At 70.3% G+C, this 17,615-nt stretch carries 14 protein-coding genes and 1 pseudogene; 3 read left to right on the top strand and 12 right to left on the bottom strand.

Going from position 1 to position 17,615, the window contains the following annotated elements; all coding sequences use genetic code 11:
- The first annotated feature begins 20 nt into the window (after positions 1-20).
- A complete protein-coding gene (locus EOE66_RS04850) occupies positions 21-974 on the top strand; it encodes an asparaginase (protein ID WP_128227568.1) in 954 nt (317 codons plus the stop codon).
- Between the two features lie 14 nt (positions 975-988).
- Here EOE66_RS04850 and EOE66_RS04845 read toward each other — a convergent pair whose 3' ends face one another.
- From EOE66_RS04845 to queF, 12 genes and pseudogenes are all read right to left on the bottom strand, one after another.
- On the bottom strand, positions 989-1,423 hold the full coding sequence (locus EOE66_RS04845; RefSeq protein WP_128227567.1) for an organic hydroperoxide resistance protein: 435 nt from the start codon (positions 1,421-1,423) through the stop codon (positions 989-991).
- A gap of 43 nt (positions 1,424-1,466) precedes the next feature.
- Positions 1,467-1,946 carry a MarR family winged helix-turn-helix transcriptional regulator gene (locus EOE66_RS04840; protein WP_128227566.1) on the bottom strand — a complete coding sequence of 160 codons (480 nt, stop codon included), beginning with the start codon at positions 1,944-1,946 and terminating at the stop codon, positions 1,467-1,469.
- Positions 1,947-2,066: 120 nt separating this feature from the next.
- Positions 2,067-4,088 (bottom strand): ABC-F family ATP-binding cassette domain-containing protein, encoded by a 2,022-nt coding sequence (locus tag EOE66_RS04835; protein WP_128227565.1) that lies wholly within the window; start codon positions 4,086-4,088, stop codon positions 2,067-2,069.
- Complete coding sequence (gene prmB / locus EOE66_RS04830) at positions 4,085-4,981, bottom strand: 50S ribosomal protein L3 N(5)-glutamine methyltransferase (protein ID WP_128227564.1); 897 nt, start codon at positions 4,979-4,981, stop codon at positions 4,085-4,087. Before prmB ends, EOE66_RS04835 begins: the two co-directional genes overlap by 4 nt.
- Complete coding sequence (dapE, locus tag EOE66_RS04825; RefSeq protein ID WP_128228242.1) at positions 4,978-6,174, bottom strand: succinyl-diaminopimelate desuccinylase; 1,197 nt, start codon at positions 6,172-6,174, stop codon at positions 4,978-4,980. The genes prmB and dapE overlap by 4 nt, the downstream gene beginning before the upstream one ends.
- Before the next feature lie 17 nt (positions 6,175-6,191).
- Positions 6,192-7,385: a PilT/PilU family type 4a pilus ATPase gene (locus EOE66_RS04820; protein WP_128227563.1), complete on the bottom strand. Its 1,194-nt coding sequence runs from the start codon at positions 7,383-7,385 to the stop codon at positions 6,192-6,194.
- Positions 7,386-7,426: 41 nt separating this feature from the next.
- Entirely contained in the window at positions 7,427-8,260 is an 834-nt protein-coding gene (gene dapD / locus EOE66_RS04815) for a 2,3,4,5-tetrahydropyridine-2,6-dicarboxylate N-succinyltransferase (protein ID WP_128227562.1), read from the bottom strand.
- The gene (gene dapC, locus EOE66_RS04810) at positions 8,257-9,495 is read right to left on the bottom strand and encodes a succinyldiaminopimelate transaminase (protein ID WP_128227561.1); all 1,239 of its coding nucleotides are present in this window, start codon (positions 9,493-9,495) and stop codon (positions 8,257-8,259) included. Before dapC ends, dapD begins: the two co-directional genes overlap by 4 nt.
- An 85-nt stretch (positions 9,496-9,580) precedes the next feature.
- Positions 9,581-11,143, bottom strand: a pseudogene (locus tag EOE66_RS22345) (methyl-accepting chemotaxis protein); the annotation flags it as partial.
- Between the two features lie 64 nt (positions 11,144-11,207).
- The gene (locus EOE66_RS04800; protein ID WP_128227559.1) at positions 11,208-11,696 is read right to left on the bottom strand and encodes a Cache 3/Cache 2 fusion domain-containing protein; all 489 of its coding nucleotides are present in this window, start codon (positions 11,694-11,696) and stop codon (positions 11,208-11,210) included.
- Between the two features lie 236 nt (positions 11,697-11,932).
- A complete protein-coding gene (locus EOE66_RS04795) occupies positions 11,933-12,424 on the bottom strand; it encodes an SET domain-containing protein (RefSeq protein WP_128227558.1) in 492 nt (163 codons plus the stop codon).
- A gap of 5 nt (positions 12,425-12,429) precedes the next feature.
- The gene (gene queF / locus EOE66_RS04790) at positions 12,430-12,876 is read right to left on the bottom strand and encodes a preQ(1) synthase (RefSeq protein WP_128227557.1); all 447 of its coding nucleotides are present in this window, start codon (positions 12,874-12,876) and stop codon (positions 12,430-12,432) included.
- A gap of 139 nt (positions 12,877-13,015) precedes the next feature.
- Between queF and smc the strand changes: the two genes are divergently transcribed.
- Both smc and EOE66_RS04780 read left to right on the top strand, forming a co-directional pair.
- Positions 13,016-16,531, top strand: coding sequence for a chromosome segregation protein SMC (gene smc, locus EOE66_RS04785; protein WP_128227556.1), 3,516 nt, complete (start codon positions 13,016-13,018; stop codon positions 16,529-16,531).
- Entirely contained in the window at positions 16,532-17,611 is a 1,080-nt protein-coding gene (locus tag EOE66_RS04780; protein WP_128227555.1) for a cell division protein FtsZ, read from the top strand.
- The last annotated feature ends 4 nt before the right edge of the window (positions 17,612-17,615 follow it).

The raw sequence follows: 17,615 nt of genomic DNA, 5'->3' as shown, positions 1-17,615 counted from the left end.
TTTATCCAGAAAGCTCATCCATGCCAAGCACCGAGGGCGTGATCGTCATCCTGGGCACCGGCGGCACCATCGCCGGCACCGCCGCCAGCGCCACGCAACACACGGGCTACACCGCCGGCGCCCTGGGTGCCGAGGCCCTGTTGGCCGCCGTGCCCGCGCTGCAAGGCCGGCCGCTGGAAGCCGAAAGCATCGCCCAGATCGACAGCAGCAACATGGACGGCGCCACGTGGGCGCGGCTGGCCACGCGCTGCGCCACCCACCTGGCGCGGCCCGAGGTGGCCGGGGTGGTCGTCACACACGGCACCGACACCCTGGAAGAAACCGCCTACTGGCTGCACCGCGTGCTGGCGCCGCAGAAGCCGCTGGTGCTGACCGCGGCCATGCGCCCGGCCACGGCGCTGTCGCCCGACGGGCCGCAGAACCTCTTCGATGCGGTGAACGTGGCCGGCACACCGGGCGCGCGTGGCGTGCTGGCGGTGCTGGGCGGCGTGGTGGTCGGCGCGGCCGACCTGCGCAAGGTGCACGGCTACCGCGTGGACGCCTTCAGCGCCGGCGATGCAGGCCCGATGGCGCTGCTGGAAGACGGCCGGCTGCGGCTGCTGCGGCCTTGGGCCGAAGGCACGCCGCATGCCGCAGCCGCGCACCTGCCCGGTTTGCTGGCGGGCCAGCCCTGGCCACTGGTGGACGTCGTCACCAGCCACGCCCTGGCCGATGGCCGTGTGGTGGAGGCCCTGGTGGCCGCTGGCAGCCGCGGCCTGGTGGTGGCTGGCACCGGCAATGGCAGCGTGCACGCGGCCGTGAAGGCCGCCGCCGAGCGCGCGATGGCGCAGGGTGTGCGCGTGCTGCGCGCTTCGCGCTGCCAACTCGGCGGCGTGGTGGGCGGGGCGCCCGACGATCTGCCGAGCGCCGGCACGCTGACGCCGGTGCAGGCCCGCATCGAGCTGATGCTGGACCTGCTGGTGGAAGCTGGCTGAGTGAGGCCTGGGCTTCAGACCACCGACAGCGTCACGTCGATGTTGCCGCGGGTGGCGTTGCTGTAGGGGCAGACCTGGTGGGCGGTGGCCACCAGGGCTTCAGCGGCGGCCTTGTCCATGCCGGGGATGCTGATGGCCATGGCGACGCTGATGCTGAAGGCGCCTTCCTTGCCCGTCATCGGGCCGATGGCCACTTCGGCGGTGATGCTCACTTCGGCCGGCAGGCTGATCTTCTGGCGCGCGGCCACGGCCTTCATCGCGCCGATGAAGCAGGCCGAGTAGCCCGAGGCGAACAGCTGCTCGGGGTTGGTGCCGGGGCCGTCGTCGCCGCCCAGCGCCTTGGGCGTGGACAGCTGCGACTTCAGGCGGCCGTCGTTGCTGGCGGTGGTGCCGGCGCGGCCGCCGGTGCTGGTGGCGGTGGCGGTGTAGAGGGCTTTGTCGATGGCCATGGTGTTTCCTTCGGGGCGGGGTGGGTGAAAGACGCGGGCCGGTTCAGGCCACGCGCGGGAGGGACGCGGAGAGCTCTTCGCGCAGGGCGTGCAGCCGCGCGGTGAGCGAGGAGAGTTCGCCGAGCGTGCAGCCCGAGGCCTGGGCCACCTGCGGCGGCACGGCCGCGGCCCGCTGTTTCAGCGCGCGGCCGGCAGGCGTGAGTTGCAACAGCACGCGGCGCTCGTCGGCGGCATCACGCAGGCGCTGCACATAGCCTGCGCCTTCCAGGCGCTTGAGCAGCGGGGTGAGCGTGCCCGAGTCGAGGGCCAGGCGTTCGCCCACGGCGCCCACCGTGAGGCCATCGCCTTCCCACAGCACCAGCATCACGAGGTACTGCGGGTAGGTCAGGCCCAGCGGGTCGAGCAAGGGCTTGTAGAGCTTGGTCATGGCCAGCGAGGCCGAATACAGCGCGAAGCAGAGCTGGTGGTCCAGCGCGAGCCAGGCGGGGTCGGCGGTAGGGCTGGGGGCTTTGGAGCGCGGCATGGGCATTAATATAGCGCGCAATTGAATTGTGTGCAATGCAAATGACGGCGAGCCGCCGGCTGTCGGTGGTGAAACAAGCGGGCGGCCCTTTCAGCCCGCCGCCCGTCGCCCGCAGCCCACTCAGCCGGCCTGCAGCGCTTCCAGCTGCGTCTGCAGCTCGATCCAGCGCTCTTCCAGCATCGCCATCTCGGCGCTGGCGTGGGCCAGGCGGCGGCCCAGGTCGGCGTAGGCCTCGGCGCTGGCGTCGGGGCGCGAGAGCTCGGCCTCCAGCGCCGTCTTCTCGGCGGCCAGCTTGGCCAGCCGCATGTCGATGCCGGCCAGTTCGTTGCGCAGCGGGCGCGTGACCTCGGCCTGCTTGATGCGGGCCTGCTTGGCTTTGTCGCGGTCTTCGCGGCTGGCCGGGGGCGGCGGGGAAGGGGCTTTGCTCGGCGCGGGCGCAGACGGTTTGCCGGCGGCTGGCGCGGGTGCGGCGGCCTTGGGCTTGGCCGCAGGCGCCGGCGCTTCGGCCACGCTGTTGCCGCGCGGCGGGTCGGGGATGGGCTGGCCGCGCGCCGCAGCGCGCGAGACATCGAGCAGCCACTTCTGGTAGTCGTCGAGGTCGCCGTCGAAAGGCTCGACCTTGCCCTTGGCCACGAGCCAGAACTCGTCGCAGGTCTCGCGCAGCAGCGCGCGGTCGTGGCTGACCAGCATCACCGTGCCTTCGAACTCGTTCAGCGCGATGGACAGCGCCTCGCGCGTCTGCAGGTCGAGGTGGTTGGTGGGCTCGTCCATCAGCAGCAGGTTGGGGCGCTGCCACACCAGCATGGCCAGCACCAGGCGCGCCTTCTCGCCACCCGAGAGGCTGCCCACGGCCTGCTGCACCATGTCGCCGACGAAGCGGAAGCGGCCCAGGAAATCTCGCAGCTCCTGCTCGCGCGCGGCGGGGCCCACGTCGCGCGCCAGGCGCACCATGTGCATCAGCGGGCCGTCGTCCAGGCACAGCACGTCCACTTCCTGCTGCGCGAAGTAGCCGATCACCAGGCCTTTGCCCTGTGTCGTCTTGCCGCTGATCAACGGGATGGCGCCGGCGATCGTCTTCACCAGCGTCGACTTGCCCTGCCCGTTGGCGCCCAGGATGCCGATGCGCTGACCTGCCAGCACGCTGCGGCTGACGTTCTGCACGATGGGCGTGCCGGCATAACCGCAGCTGATGCCGTCGAAGGCCAGCATGGGGTTGGGCAGGCTCAGCGGTTCGCGGAACTCGAAATGGAAGTCGCCGGCCGTCATCACCGGCGCCAGCTTCTCCATGCGCGCCAGGGCCTTCACGCGGCTTTGCGCCTGCTTGGCCTTGCTGGCCTTGGCCTTGAAGCGGTCGATGAACTTCTGCAGGTGGGCCACACGCTCCTGCTGCTTGGCGAAGGCCGCGGCGGCTTGGCTCAGGCGCTCGGCGCGCATCTCTTCAAAGGCCGTGTAGTTGCCGCTGTAGCGCGTGAGCTGCTGGTCCTCCAGGTGGACGATGACGTTGCAGATGGCGTCGAGGAACTCGCGGTCGTGGCTGATGATGATCATCAGGCCCTCGTAGCGCTTGAGCCAGGCTTCCAGCCACACCAGCGCGTCGAGGTCGAGGTGGTTGGTGGGTTCGTCCAGCAGCAGCAGGTCCGACGGGCACATCAGTGCGCGCGCCAGCTGCAGCCGCATGCGCCAGCCGCCCGAGAAGGTGTTGACCGGCGCATCGAGCTGGTCCGATCGGAAGCCCAGGCCCAGCAGCAGCGCCTGCGCGCGCGCCGGTGCGTCGAAGGCGCCGGCTTCGTCCAGCGCCTGGTGGGCCTCGGCCATGGCGTGGCCGTCGTCGGCGGCTTCGGCGGCGGCCAGCGCGGCCTGCGCCTGCATCAGCGGGATGTCGCCTTGCAGCACGAAGTCGGTGGCGCCGTCGTCCGTTTCAGGCACGTCCTGCGCCACCTCGCCCACGCGCCAGCGCGGCGGGATGTCGACATCGCCGGCATCGGCCTGCAGCCGGTTCGTCATCAGCGCGAAGAGGCTGGACTTGCCGGCGCCGTTGCGGCCGATGAGGCCGACCTTCTCGCGCGGCTGCAGCGTCACGCTGGCGTTCTGCAGCACGACCTTCACGCCGCGGCGCAGGGTGACCTGGGAAATCTGGATCATGGGTTCTCTTGGGCAGGCAAGGCGCCAGCATGGCGCAAGGCCTCGGCGGTGATGAGCAGCACCTGGTCGTCGCCGGCGCTGGTGCTGAGCCACACCACCTCCAGCGCCGGAAAGGCGGCTTCGAAGTGGGCGCGCTCGTGGCCGATCTCCAGCACCAGCACGCCCTCGTCGTTCAGGTGCTGCGGCAGCGCGGCCAGCAGGCGGCGGATGAAGTCCATGCCGTCATCGCCGCCGGCCAGGGCCAGCGATGGCTCGGCGCGGTACTCGGGCGGCAGCGCCGCCATCGAGCCGCTGTTGACGTAGGGCGGGTTGCACAGCACCAGGTCGAAGCGCCGGCCGGCCACGGCGGCCAGGCCGTCGCCCTGGTGCAGCGTGATGCGGTCTTGCAGGCCGTGGCGGGCGACGTTCTTCGCGGCCACGGCCAGCGCGTCGGCGCTGAGGTCGGCGGCGGCCACCTGCACCTCGGGCCAGGCCATCGCCGCCAGCACCGCCAGGCTGCCGTTGCCGGTGCACAGGTCCAGCACCTGTTGTGTTTGCGGATGCAGCCAGGCGTCGAAGCTGCCTTCGGCCAGTGGCTCGGCGATCAGCGAACGCGGGATGATCACGCGCTCGTCCACGAAGAAGGGCACGCCCTGCAGCCAGGCTTCACCGGTCAGGTAGGCGGCGGGGCGGCGCGTGCGGATGCGTTCTTCCACGAGGGCCTGCACCTGCAGTTGCTCTTCCGCGCGGGTGTCGCGTTCGGCCTCGGCATCCAGCGCATCGAGCGGCAAGCGCAGGCGCCACAGCACCAGCCAGGCGGCTTCGTCGAAGGCGTTGGTGGTGCCATGGCCGAAGTGCACACCCGCGGCCTGCAGGCGTTCGGCGGCCTGCTCCACCAGGGTGATCAGCTTCATGCCGCCGCCGTGCCGAGAAAGCCTTCGGCCGTCTGGCGGTAGACCTGCTTCAGCGGCTCCAGCGCCGCCACGTCCACCCACTCGTCGAGCTTGTGGATGCTTTCGTTGATGACGCCGAACTCCATCACCTGGGGGCAGATCTGCGCGATGAAGCGGCCGTCGCTGGTGCCGCCCGTCGTGCTGAGTTCGGTGCTGAGATCGGCGCCCTGGCCCTCGCCACAAGCGGCGGCAATGGCCGCCAGCAGCGCGGTGCTCAGCGTGCCGGGTGGGGTGAGAAAGGGCTCGCCCCCCAGCGTCCATTCCAGCGTGTGCGGCACGGCGTGGCGCTGCAGCACTGCTTCAACGCCCTGGCGCAGCGCGGCCGGCGTGCTTTCGGTGCTGAAGCGGAAGTTGAAGTCGAGCACCAGCTCGCCCGGGATGACGTTGAACGCCCCCGTGCCCGCATGGATGTTGCTGACCTGGAAGCTGGTGGGCGGGAAAAACGCGTTGCCGCGGTCCCACTCGGTGGCCACCAGCTCGGCCAGCGCCGGCGCCAGCAGGTGCAGCGGGTTGGCGGCCAGTTGCGGGTAGGCGATGTGGCCTTGCACGCCGTGCACCACCAGCCGCCCCGACAGCGTGCCGCGCCGGCCGTTCTTCACCATGTCGCCCAGCCGGTGTACCGAGGTGGGCTCGCCGACGATGCAGCCGTCCAGCCGCTCGCCGCGCGCGCGCAGCAGCTCCACCACGTGCCGGGTGCCGTGCAGGGCCGGGCCTTCCTCATCGCTGGTGATGAGCAGCGCCACGCGGCCCGGGTGCCGGGGGTGGGCGGCCACGAACTCGCAGGCGGCCACCGTCATGGCGGCCACGGCGGCCTTCATGTCGGCCGCACCGCGCCCGAAGAGGCGCGGCCCGTTGGGGTAGGCGGCGCCGCTGCGGTGCGTGGGCACGAAGGGGTCGGTGGCCCAGCGTTCCAGCGGGCCGGTGGGCACCACGTCGGTGTGGCCGGCGAACACGAGCGTGGGCCCGGGCACGCCGGCGTCGTGCACCGCCCAGAGGTTGGTCACGCGGGCCTCGGGCGGGCCGGCGTCCAGCGCCTCGCAGGCGAACCCGGCAGGCTGCAGGTGCTGCAGCAGCAGCGCGCGGCAGCCGGCGTCGGCCGGGGTCACGGAGCGGCAGGCGATCAGCGCCTCGGTCAGGCGCAGCGTGGCGCCCACGGCCGCGGTGGTGCCGGTCATCGCTTCGTGGTCGCCCACGGCGGCTGCGCGCTGGCCCGGGGCTCTTCGGGCCGCACGTCGATGCTGAACTCGGTGAAGGTGGGCGCTTCCTGCTCTTCCTTCTTGGGCGCGGTGCGCGAGGCTGGTGCCTGCTCGTTCTGCAGGCGCCACAGCAGGTTGGTGGGCGAATCGGCGTAGGCCAGGCCTTCGTCGCGCGACACCACGCCTTCGCTGATGAGCCGCGCGATGTCGGCCTCGAAGGTCTGCGAGCCTTCGGCCAGGCTCTTCTCCACGGCTTCCTTGATGGCGGACAGGTCGCCCTTGTCGATGAGCTCGCTCACGAGCTTGGTGTTCAGCAGCACTTCCACCGCCGGCACGCGGCCGCCGCTGTTGCTGCGCAGCAGGCGCTGCGAGATCACCGCGCGAAGGCCGCTGGACAGGTCGGACAGCAGCGTGGGCCGCGCTTCGGGCGTGTAGAACGACAGGATGCGCCCCATCGCGTGGTAGCTGTTGTTCGCGTGCAGCGTGGCCAGCACCAGGTGGCCCGAGAGCGCGTAGCTGAGCGCCGCGCTCATGGTCTCGCGGTCGCGGATTTCGCCGATGAGGATGCAGTCGGGCGCCTGGCGCAGCGCATTCTTCAGCGCGATCTGCAGGCTTTGCGTGTCGCGGCCCACCTCGCGCTGGTTGATCACGCTCTTCTTGTTGCTGAAGAGGAACTCGATGGGGTCTTCGATGGTGAGGATGTGCCCCGTCATCTGCTGGTTGCGCCATTCCAGCATGGACGCCAGCGTGGTGCTCTTGCCGGTGCCGGTGGCGCCCACCATCAGGATGAGGCCGCGCTTCTCCGTCACCAGCTGCGCCAGCAGCGGCGGCACGCCCAGCGAATCGAGCGATGGGATCTCGAAGGGAATGCAGCGGATGACCGCGGCGATGCTGCCCCGCTGCTTGAAGGCCGAGAGCCGGAAGCTGCCCACGCGTGAGACGCTGATGCCGACGTTGAGCTCGCCGGTGTCGTCGAGCTCTTCCAGTTGCTGCGGTGCCAGCATCTCGGCCAGCAGCTGGCGCGTCTGGTGCGTGGTGAGGACCTGGTCGGAGAGCTGGAGGATCTGCCCGTTGATCTTGATGAGGATGGGCGTGTTGGCCGACATGTAGACGTCGGACGCGTTTTTCTCCGCCATCAGGCGCAGAACGCGTTCCAGATTGTTGGCCATGCTCGGTCCTCAGCAGAAGGGCAGGTGCAGGGAACGCGGCCTCAGGCGCGCAGCAGCTCGTTGATGCTGGTCTTGCTGCGCGTCTGCGCGTCGACGCGCTTGACGATGACGGCGGCGTACAGGCTGTAGGGCTGGCCGCCCGCCGCCGTCTTGGGCAGGTTGCCGCTGACCACCACGCTGCCGCTGGGCACGCGGCCGTAGCTGATCTCGCCGGTTTCGCGGTTGAAGATGGGCGTGCTCTGGCCGAGGTACACACCCATGCCCAGCACCGAGTTCTCTTCGACGATCACGCCTTCCACGACCTCCGAGCGCGCGCCGACGAAGCAGTTGTCTTCGATGATGGTGGGGTTGGCCTGCAGCGGCTCCAGCACGCCGCCGATGCCCACGCCGCCGCTCAGGTGCACGTTCTTGCCGATCTGCGCGCAGCTGCCCACGGTGGCCCAGGTGTCGACCATGGTGTTCTCGCCCACGTAGGCGCCGATGTTCACGTAGCTGGGCATCAGCACCGCGCCCTTGGCGACGAAGCTGCCGCGGCGCGCCACGGCCGGCGGCACCACGCGCACGCCGGCTTCGCGCATCTGCGCCTCGTCCAGGTGGCTGAACTTGGTCTTCACCTTGTCGAAGAAGCCCAGGTCGCCGGCGCGCATCACGGCGTTGTCGTTCAGGCGGAAGCTCAGCAGCACGGCCTTCTTCAGCCATTGGTTCACCTGCCACTCGCCCACGCCGCGCTGCTCGGCCACGCGCAGGCGGCCGCCGTTGAGTTCGGCAATCACGGCTTCCACCGCTTCGCGCACGTCAGGGGCGTTGAGCGCGCTGATCTCGGCGCGGGCTTCCCAGGCGGTGTCGATGGTGGCTTGCAGTTGGGCGAGATTCATCGCGGGCTTTCGGTGAGTTCTTGGGTGTACCGGACGATGCGTTCGGCGGCTTCCAGGCATTCGGCCACCGGCGCCACCAGGGCCATGCGGATGCGGCCGGTGCCGGGGTTGGGGGGGGTGTGGCCGGCCACGCTGCGCGCCAGCAGGCTGCCCGGCAGGACCTGCACATTGTATTGAGCGAGCAGGCCGCGGGCGTAGGCGATCTCGTCGCCCGGCCCCGCCGGGCCGCCGGGCACAGCCGGAATGCCGGCCCAGAGGTAGAAGGCGGCGTCGGGCAACTGCACGTCGAGCACCTGCGCCAGAACAGGCGTGACCTGCGCGAACTTGCGGCGGTAGAGCTCGCGGTTGGCCACCACGTGGGCTTCGTCGTTCCAGGCGGCGATGCTCGCGCGCTGCACCAGGCCGCCCATGGCGCTGCCGTGGTAGGTGCGGTAGAGCAGGAAGGCCTTGATGAGCTTGGCGTCACCGGCCACGAAGCCCGAGCGCAGGCCGGGCACGTTGCTGCGCTTGGACAGGCTGGTGAGCGCGATCAGGTTCTTGAAATCGCTGCGCCCCAGCGCCTGCGCAGCCTGCAGGGCGCCGAGCGGCGGCTCGTCGCGGAAGTAGATCTCGCTGTAGCACTCGTCGCTGGCGATCACGAAGCCGTGGCGCTCGCTCAGCTCGAACAAGGTCTGCCATTCCGACAGCGGCATCACCGCGCCGGTGGGGTTGCCCGGGCTGCAGACGTAGAGCAGCCGCGTGCGCGCCCAGGTGGCCTCGCTGACCGCGCCCCAATCGGCGGCGAAATTGCGCGCCGGGTCGCTGGGCACGAAATGCGTCTGCGCGCCGCCGAGCAGCGCCGCGCCTTCGTAGATTTGATAGAACGGGTTGGGGCACACCACCAGCGCGTCGCGCTCGGCCGGGTCCAGCACCGTCTGCGCCAGCGCGAAGAGGGCCTCGCGCGAGCCATTCACGGGCAGCACCTGGGTGCCCGGGTTCAGCACCACGCCGTAACGCCGCTGCACCCAGCCGGTGAAGGCCTCGCGCAGCGCGGGCTCGCCCAGCGTGGCGGGGTAGGCGCTCAGGGTGGGCAGGGCCTGCAGCAGCGCATCCTCGATCAGCACCGGCGTGGCGTGCTTGGGCTCGCCAATGCCCAGGCTGATGGGCCGGTAGGCCGGGTTGGGCGTGATGTCGGCGGTGAGTTCGCGCCAGCGCTCGAACGGGTAAGGGTGCAGGCGGGCGAGCAGGGGGTTCATGCACCGGGATTATCCCGGTCCCCTCGCACCGCCGCCGAGGTCAAGGCGGCCGCTGGCCGCCCGCGGGGCCGTCTCAGGCGTGCTGCAGGCGGAAAGCCGCCACCACGTCCACCAGCTGCTGGGCTTCGTGGCGCAGGCTCTCGGCGGCCGCCGCACTCTGCTCCACGAGGGCTGCATTGCGCTGCGTGGTCTGGTCCATCTGCGTGACCGCCTGGCCCACCTGCGCCACGCCGGCGCTCTGCTCCTGGCTGGCCGAGCTGATCTCTCGCACGATGGCCGTCACGCGGGTGATGGAGTTCACCACCTCGGTCATCGTGGCGCCGGCTTCGTCGACCTGGGCGGTGCCCTGCTCGACACGTTCCACGCTGGCCGCGATCAGGCTGCGGATTTCCTTGGCCGCCTCGGAGCTGCGCTGGGCCAGGCTGCGCACTTCGCTGGCCACCACCGCGAAGCCACGGCCCTGCTCGCCGGCACGCGCGGCTTCCACGGCGGCGTTCAGTGCCAGGATGTTGGTCTGGAAGGCGATGCCGTCGATCGTGCCGATGATGTCGGCGATCTTGCGGCTGCTCTCGTTGATGCCGCGCATGGTCTGCACCACCCGCGTGACAGCCTCGCCGCCGCGGCTGGCCACGACGCTGGCGTTGTTGGCCAGTTCGTCGGCCTGGCGGGCACTCTGGGCGTTCTGCTGCACCGTGCTGCCCAGTTGCTCCATCGAGGCCGATGTCTCCTGCAGCGCGCTGGCCTGCTGCTCGGTGCGTGCCGAGAGGTCGGCATTGCCCTGCGCGATCTCGTTGCTGGCGCCGGCCACGCGTTCGCTGCCGCTGCGCACCTGCTGCACCACGGTGGCCAGGCTGGTCTGCATGTGCTTCAGGCCGGCCATGAGGCTGGTGGTGTCTCCGCGGCGCAGCGGGATGTTGGTGCTGAGGTTGCCTTCGGCCACGGCGCGTGCCACGGCCGAGGCCACGGCAGGCTCGCCGCCCAGTTGCTTGAGCAGCCCGCGCGTGATCAGCACCGCCATCACCACGCCCAGGGCCAGGGCCAGGGCCACCAGGCCCAGGTTGACCGTGCGGCTCAGCTTGTAAGTGGCCGCTGCGCCGTCGGCAGCATGGCTGCCCCGTTCGAAGCTGAAGGCCGATAGCTTGTCCAGCTCGGCGATGGCTTCGTCGGCGGCCATCTTGGCCGCACCATCGCTGATGTCCCGCGCGTCGTCGACCTTCTCGCTGCGCCCCAGTTCCTGCACCTTGGCGCTGAAGCCCAGATACTCCTTCCACTTGGCACCCAAGGCGGTGGCCATGGCCTTTTCCTCGGTCAGGGCCGCCAGCTGCGCGTGCGCGGCGAGCTTCGCATCGACGCGGCCGTGCACTTCCTTCAGCTTGTCTTCGTATTCGGCACGGTAGCTGGCGTCGGCCGCCCGCGCGTGCTTCATCTCCAGATCGCGGTACTCGAGCATGGCCGCGCGTGCCTCGCCCAACGCGCCGACGCTCGGCAACCAGTGCCTGGCCAGGTCATCGGACGCTGCATTGACGCGTGCCAGGTTCACCACCGACGCGATACCGAGCAGGGCGGTCAGCGTCAGCACCGTGGCAAAAGCCAGGCTCAGCCGGGTGCCGATGCGCATGCTGCCGAACCAGGTCGAGAAGCGGGCCATGGTGTTCATCCTCGTGTGTTGTCTCGCTCTTTTTGCCTGCCGCGCACGCCGTGCGCGCGGGGTCTCACTTCTTGTAGCCGACGTAGGTCAGGCCGATGGTCTTGCCGCCGGCGTCCTTGATGGGGTGGTAGCAGGCGTCGAACTTGGTGCCCAGCACGTCGACCTCGCCGCAGAACTTCTCGCCCTTGTTCATCGCCTCGTAGGCCTTGGCGCGGGCCAGCGTGGTGCCCACGCCGCGCTTGCCCTCGGGCGTGAGCACGTTGGTGCTGACGCGGACGTAGTCGTCGCCGTCCTTCACGAACACCGTGGCGCTGGCGCCGGTGCTCTTCTTGATCTCGTCGACGACGTCGTAGTTGTTGTTGATCTTGCGCGGGCCGAAGAACAGCGCGCCGACGGTCTTGTCGCCGGCCTTGTCGGTGCCTTCCACCTTGGCCGGGCCGATCTTGGCCAGGCGGGCCTCCAGCGCGGCGATGGCGGTCTTGGGGTCGTTGGCGTGGGCGGCGAAGCTGGCGCTCAGCAGGGCAGCGGCGGCGAACGCGTAGAGGCTCTTCATGGGTCTATCTCCGGTGTAGAGGGGTCAGGTCATGGCTCACGAGCCGCGAAAAGGCCCGGGGTCCCTGGGATATCGGGAGTTCGCGGGCCAGCTTGAGCCCGCGCAAGCCCTGGTGATTTCGGGGTGTTCAGCGCTCAAGTTCGGCCTTTTGCGGCCGAGGGGGCTGCGCGCCGATGCGGGCCGGGATCAGGCCTGCATCGAGCCTGGAACCAGGCTGCTGCAGGCCCTGAGCAGACCTACAGCGCCCCTCGGCAGCCGGCCACGCCGCAGCGGCAGGCCAGGCGGCCTTCGTGGTGGGTTTCGCCGTAGTCGACGGTGATCTCTTCACCGGGCGCGATGTCGCGCAGCGCGTAGAACTCCACCCGCCCCTGGCGGATGCACAGCCGCGCGTTGGGGCGGCAGCTGTGGTTGGTGTAGCGCATGGGATCGGCGCTCTTGCTGAAGTCGATGGCTTTGCGGGCGCTCAGCTCCACGATCATGATGCGTTCGCTGCGCGTGGCGCGGATGCGCGCTTCCTGCACGCTGATGCTCTCGCCGCGGATCTCGCCGATCTTCAGCCGCGCGCGCACGGCCTCGGCCGCGAAGGCCCCCTGGCCGTCGATGGCGCTGGGGTGCACGTCCACGGCGAACTTCTGGTACGCCGGCCTGGCGGGCACGGTGGGCACGGTGACGCCTGCGGCCGCCGAGGGCACCGGGGCCGGGGGCCGGGCATCGTGCAGGCGCGGCATGGGCGTCAGGCGCCGGGCAGGTCCACCTTCGGGGCCGGCTTCCAGCCCTTCTGGCGGTGTTCCACCGTCACCAGGGTGCGGATGCCGCCGCGCACGAACCAGTCGGCGTGGATGCGCACGTAGCGCGGCGCGATGGCCTTCACGATGTCGCTGACGATGGTGTTGGTCACCTTCTCATGGAAGGCGCCCTCGTTCCGGTAGCTCCAGAAATACTGCTTCAGGCTCTTGGTCTCGACGCAGAAGCGGTCGGCCACGATGTCGATCTTGAAGTGCGCGAAATCGGGCTGGCCGGTCAGCGGGCAGAGGCAAGTGAACTCGGGCACGTCGAAGTGGATGAGGTAGTCGCGCTCGGGGGCCGGGTTCGGGAAGGCCTGCAGTTCCTTGCCCGGCGCGCTGGGCGGTGTGGCGGGCTTGGCGCGTTCGGGGGGCGAGGGCGGTGTCTTGCGGGCCATGGCGTCGGGGCGGCTGGAAGGGGTGGCGATGCTATCATCGCGCCCGCCCTGCGCCTTGGTAGTTGGCGCAATTTCTCAATGAAATCAAGCACTTGCGATCGCGCTCTGCCGCACTCGCCGGTGCTCACGACGGCCCCCGATGCGCCTGAACCAGATCAAGCTTGCGGGCTTCAAGTCCTTCGCCGAACCCACCACCTTCCAGTTGCCCGGGCAGCGCGTGGGCGTGGTGGGCCCCAACGGCTGCGGCAAGAGCAACATCATGGACGCCGTGCGCTGGGTGCTCGGCGAGAGCAAGGCGTCTGAGCTGCGTGGCGAGAGCATGCAGGACGTCATCTTCAACGGCAGCGGCAACCGCAAGCCGGCCAGCCGCGCCAGCGTGGAGCTGGTGTTCGACAACACGCTGGCGCGTGCCGGCGGCCAGTGGAACGCCTTTGCCGAGATCGCCGTCAAGCGCGTGCTCACGCGCGACGGCACCAGCAGCTACTTCATCAACAGCCAGCCGGTGCGCCGGCGTGACGTGCAGGACGTCTTCCTCGGCACCGGCCTGGGCCCGCGGGCCTACGCCATCATCGGCCAGGGCACCATCAGCCGCATCATCGAAAGCCGGCCCGAAGAGCTGCGCCTCTTCCTGGAAGAAGCCGCCGGCGTCAGCAAGTACAAAGAGCGCCGCCGGGAAACCGAGAACCGCCTCAAGGACACGCGCGAGAACCTCACGCGCGTGGAAGACATCCTGCGTGAGCTGGGCGGCAACCTCGAGAAGCTGGAGAAGCAGGCCGAAGTGGCCGCGCAATACCGCAGCCTGCAGGAGCAGGGCACCACCAGGCTGCACCAGCTGTGGTTCCTGAAGCACCGCGACGCCGCCAGCGAAGAAGCCCGCGTGCAGGCCGCCGCCCTGGCCGCCACCAACGCCCTGGAAAGCCGCATGGCCGACCTGCGCGCCGTGGAAGCGCAGTTGGAGCAGGTGCGCCAGGCGCACTACGCCGCCAACGACGTGCTGCACGCCAAGCAGGGCGCCCTGGGTGAGGCTGCGCTGGAAGTCAGCCGGCTCGAAGAACGCATTCGCTACGTGGTGGAAGGCCGCCAGCGCGCGCAACAGCGTCTGGCCGACCTGAAGACGCAGAACGCGCAGTGGGAAGACCGGCAGGAGACGGCCAAGGCCGAGCTGGAAGACATCGCCGCGCAGATCGAAGGCGCTGACGAGCAGGCCGGCGTGCTGGCCGCCCAGGCCGAAGAGCAGGGCTTCGAGTTGCCGACGCTGGAAGACGCGGTGCGCACGGCGCAGGGCGTGGCCAACCAGCAGCGCCAGAACGTGGTGCAGGTGCAGCAGCAGATCCAGGTGCTGGCGGCGGAGAGCCGCAGCATCGAAGAGCAGTCTCGCGGGCTGCGCACGCGGCGCGAGCGCCTGGCCACCGAGCGCCAGGGCCTGCAGGCGCCCGACATGGGCAAGATCGACACCCTGCGCGCCCAGGAGGCGGCAGCGGCCGAGCAGCGAGACGTGCTCGACGCCCGCCTGCACGAGCTGCAGGAAGAGGTGCCGCAGCTCGATGAGCAGCGCCGCGCCGCGCAGGCCCGCGTGAGCAGCGAGTCGGCACGCCTGTCCGACATCGGCGCACGCCTCGATGCGCTGCGCGCGCTGCAGGAGAAGGTGCAGACCGAGGGCAAGCTCAAGCCCTGGCTGGAAAAGCATGGCCTCTCCGGCCTGCAGGGCCTGTGGACGCAGGTGCACATCGAAGCCGGCTGGGAAACGGCGCTGGAAGCCGCGCTGCGCGAGCGCCTGAACGCGCTGGCCGTGGGTCGGCTCGACACCGTGCGCGCCTTCGCCACCGATGCGCCGCCGGCCAAGCTGGCCTTCTACGCCACGCCCGCCGGCGCCGCACCGCACACGCACCAGACGCTGCCGCAGCTGGCGCAGCGTCTCCAGCTGGGCGATGCGGGGCTGAAGGCGCTGCTGTCGGATTGGCTGGAAGGTGTCTACACCGCCACCAGCATCGACGAAGCGCTGGCGCAACGCAGCCAGCTCACACCGGGCGAAGTGATCATGACGCGCGAAGGCCATGCCGTCAGCGCGCACGCCGTGGCCTTCTATGCGCCCGACAGCGAACAGGCCGGCATGCTGGCCCGCGCGCAGGAGATCGAGAACCTGGGCCGCCAGCAGAAGGCGCAGGCGCTGATCGCCGACGACGCCAGGAGCGCCAGCGTGCGCCTGGAAGCCGCCTACACCGAGGCCAGCCAGCACCTGCAGACCGCCCGCCGCGAGGCCGCCGAGGCGCAGAACCGCGCCCACGGCCTGCACGTGGAACTGCTGCGCCTGACGCAGCAGGCCGAGGCCGCCACCAGCCGGCGCGAGCAGCTCAGCGAAGAGCTGGCCGAGATCGACGCGCAGATGGAAGCGCTGGAAGAGCGCAAGGCCACGGGCGAAGCGCGCTTCGAAGAGCTGGACATCGGCCTGGGCGACGCGCAGCAGAAACACGCCGAACTCGAAGACGCCGTCATCGCCGCCGAGCGCAAGCTGGCCGATGCGCGCGAGCAGCAGCGCGCGCTGGAGCGCCAGGCGCAGGAGGCCCGCTTCCAGGCGCGTGCGCTGGCCGCGCGGCGCGACGAGCTGCAGCGCAGCATCGAAACCGCCGCGGCGCAGGTGGCGGCCAACCTGCAGGCCGGCGAACAGCTGCAGCTGGAGCTGGGCAGCTTCGACGACGCCGCCGCGCAGAGCGGCCTGCAGGCTGCTCTGGAACTGAAGAGCGAGCGCGAGAAGGCCCTCGGCCTGGCGCGCAGCGAGTACGACGACCTGAGCGCGCAGCTGCGCCGCGCCGACGAGCAGAAGCTGGGCTTCGAACGCAGCCTGGAGCCGCTGCGCGAGCAGATCACCAAGCTGCAGCTGGAGCTGCAGGCGGCGCAGCTGGGCGGCGCGCAGTTCCTGGAACAGCTGACCGCGGCCGAGGTCGACTTGGAGGCGCTGGCGCAGGGCATCGAGCGCGACGGCATCAAGCTCTGGGGCCTGCAGACCGAGATCGACCGCATCCAGAAGGAGATCAACGCCCTGGGTGCGGTGAACCTGGCGGCGCTGGACGAGCTGACCGCCAGCCGCGAGCGCAAGACCTTCCTGGATGCGCAGAACGCCGACCTGCTCGATGCGATCAAGACACTGGAAGACGCCATCACCAAGATCGACCTGGAAACGCGCGACCTGCTGGCCAGCACCTTCAACCAGGTGAATGAGCACTTCGGGCGCATGTTCCCCACGCTCTTCGGCGGCGGCAATGCCAAGCTGGTGATGACGGGCACCGAGATCCTCGATGCCGGCGTGCAGGTGATGGCCCAGCCGCCGGGCAAGAAGAACAGCACCATCCACCTGCTCTCGGGCGGCGAGAAGGCGCTCACGGCCATCGCGCTGGTGTTCGCCATCTTCATGCTCAACCCCGCGCCCTTCTGCCTGCTGGACGAGGTGGACGCGCCGCTGGACGACGCCAACACCGAGCGCTACCGCAACCTCGTGCACGAGATGAGCCTGAAGGGCACGCAGTTCCTCTTCATCAGCCACAACAAGATCGCGATGGAAATGGCCGAGCAGCTCATCGGCGTGACGATGCAGGAGCAGGGTGTCAGCCGCATCGTGGCGGTGGACATGGAAGCGGCGCTGTCGATGGCGGAAGCCTGAATGGAGCTGGGCCTCGGCACAGCGCTGGCCCTGGCGGGCGCGGCCGTGCTGGCCGGCTTGGGCCTGCACGGCTGGTGGACCACGCGCCGCGCGGCCCAGCACGGCCAGCCCCGCGGCGGGCCCACCAGCGTGCTGCCCGGTGACCGGGTCGAGCCGCCCCTGGGCGCCGACCCCGTGACGGCTGGGCTTGCCGACACCGACACCGACCCCGACACCGAGCCCGCGCCCCTGCGCACGCCGGCCCGCCGCGTGCCGCGCCTGGACGCGCTGATCGACGCCATCGTGCCCATGGTGCTGGAAGCCCCGGTCAGCGGCGACATGGCGCTGCAGCACCTGCCGCCCAGCCGCCGCGCCGGCAGCAAGCCCTTCTACATCGAAGGCCTGGACACCGAAACCGGCACCTGGGAACCCCTGCAGGCCGGCCGGCGCTATGGCGAGCTGCAGGCCGGAGTGCAACTGGCCAGCCGCACGGGCGCCCTGGGCGAGATCGAGTACAGCGAGTTCATCCAGAAGCTGCAGGCCTTCGCCGACGCCATGGGCGCGCGCATGGACCCGCCCGACATGCTGGAGGTGGTGGCCCGCGCGCGCGAACTCGATGGCCTGACCAGCCCGCTGGATGCGCAGCTCACCGTCACGCTGCGCACCAACAGCGTGGCCTGGAGTGTGGCTTTCGTGCAGCAGGTGGCGCAGCGCGCGGGCCTGGTGCCTGGGGCGGTGCCCGGCCGCATGGTGCTGCCGTCCGACGAAGAGGGCGCGCCGCCGGTGCTGGTGCTGGCCGTGGACGCGCAAGCCGCCTTGGCCGCGCTGGGCGAGAGCCCGCAGGCCGCCGCGGTGCGCGAGTGTGCGCTGGTGCTCGACGTGCCGCAGACGGCCGCCAGCGCCGAGCCCTTCCCGGCCTGGCACCTGCTGGGCAAGCAACTGAGCGACGACCTCGACGCCACCGTGGTGGACGACCAGGGGCAGCCGCTGACCCTGCACGACTTCGCCGGCATCGGCCGCGAGGTGAACGAGCTCTACGCCCGCCTGGAAGCGCTGGACCTGGCCGCCGGCTCACCCGCGGCGCGCCGCCTTTTCAGCTGACCCC

Origin of the sequence: Rubrivivax rivuli, assembly GCF_004016505.1 — a bacterium.
Taxonomy (GTDB): Bacteria; Pseudomonadota; Gammaproteobacteria; order Burkholderiales; family Burkholderiaceae_C; genus Rubrivivax; species Rubrivivax rivuli.
Note: the sequence above shows the minus strand (reverse complement) of the source record. Positions and strands in the feature narration are given on the sequence as shown.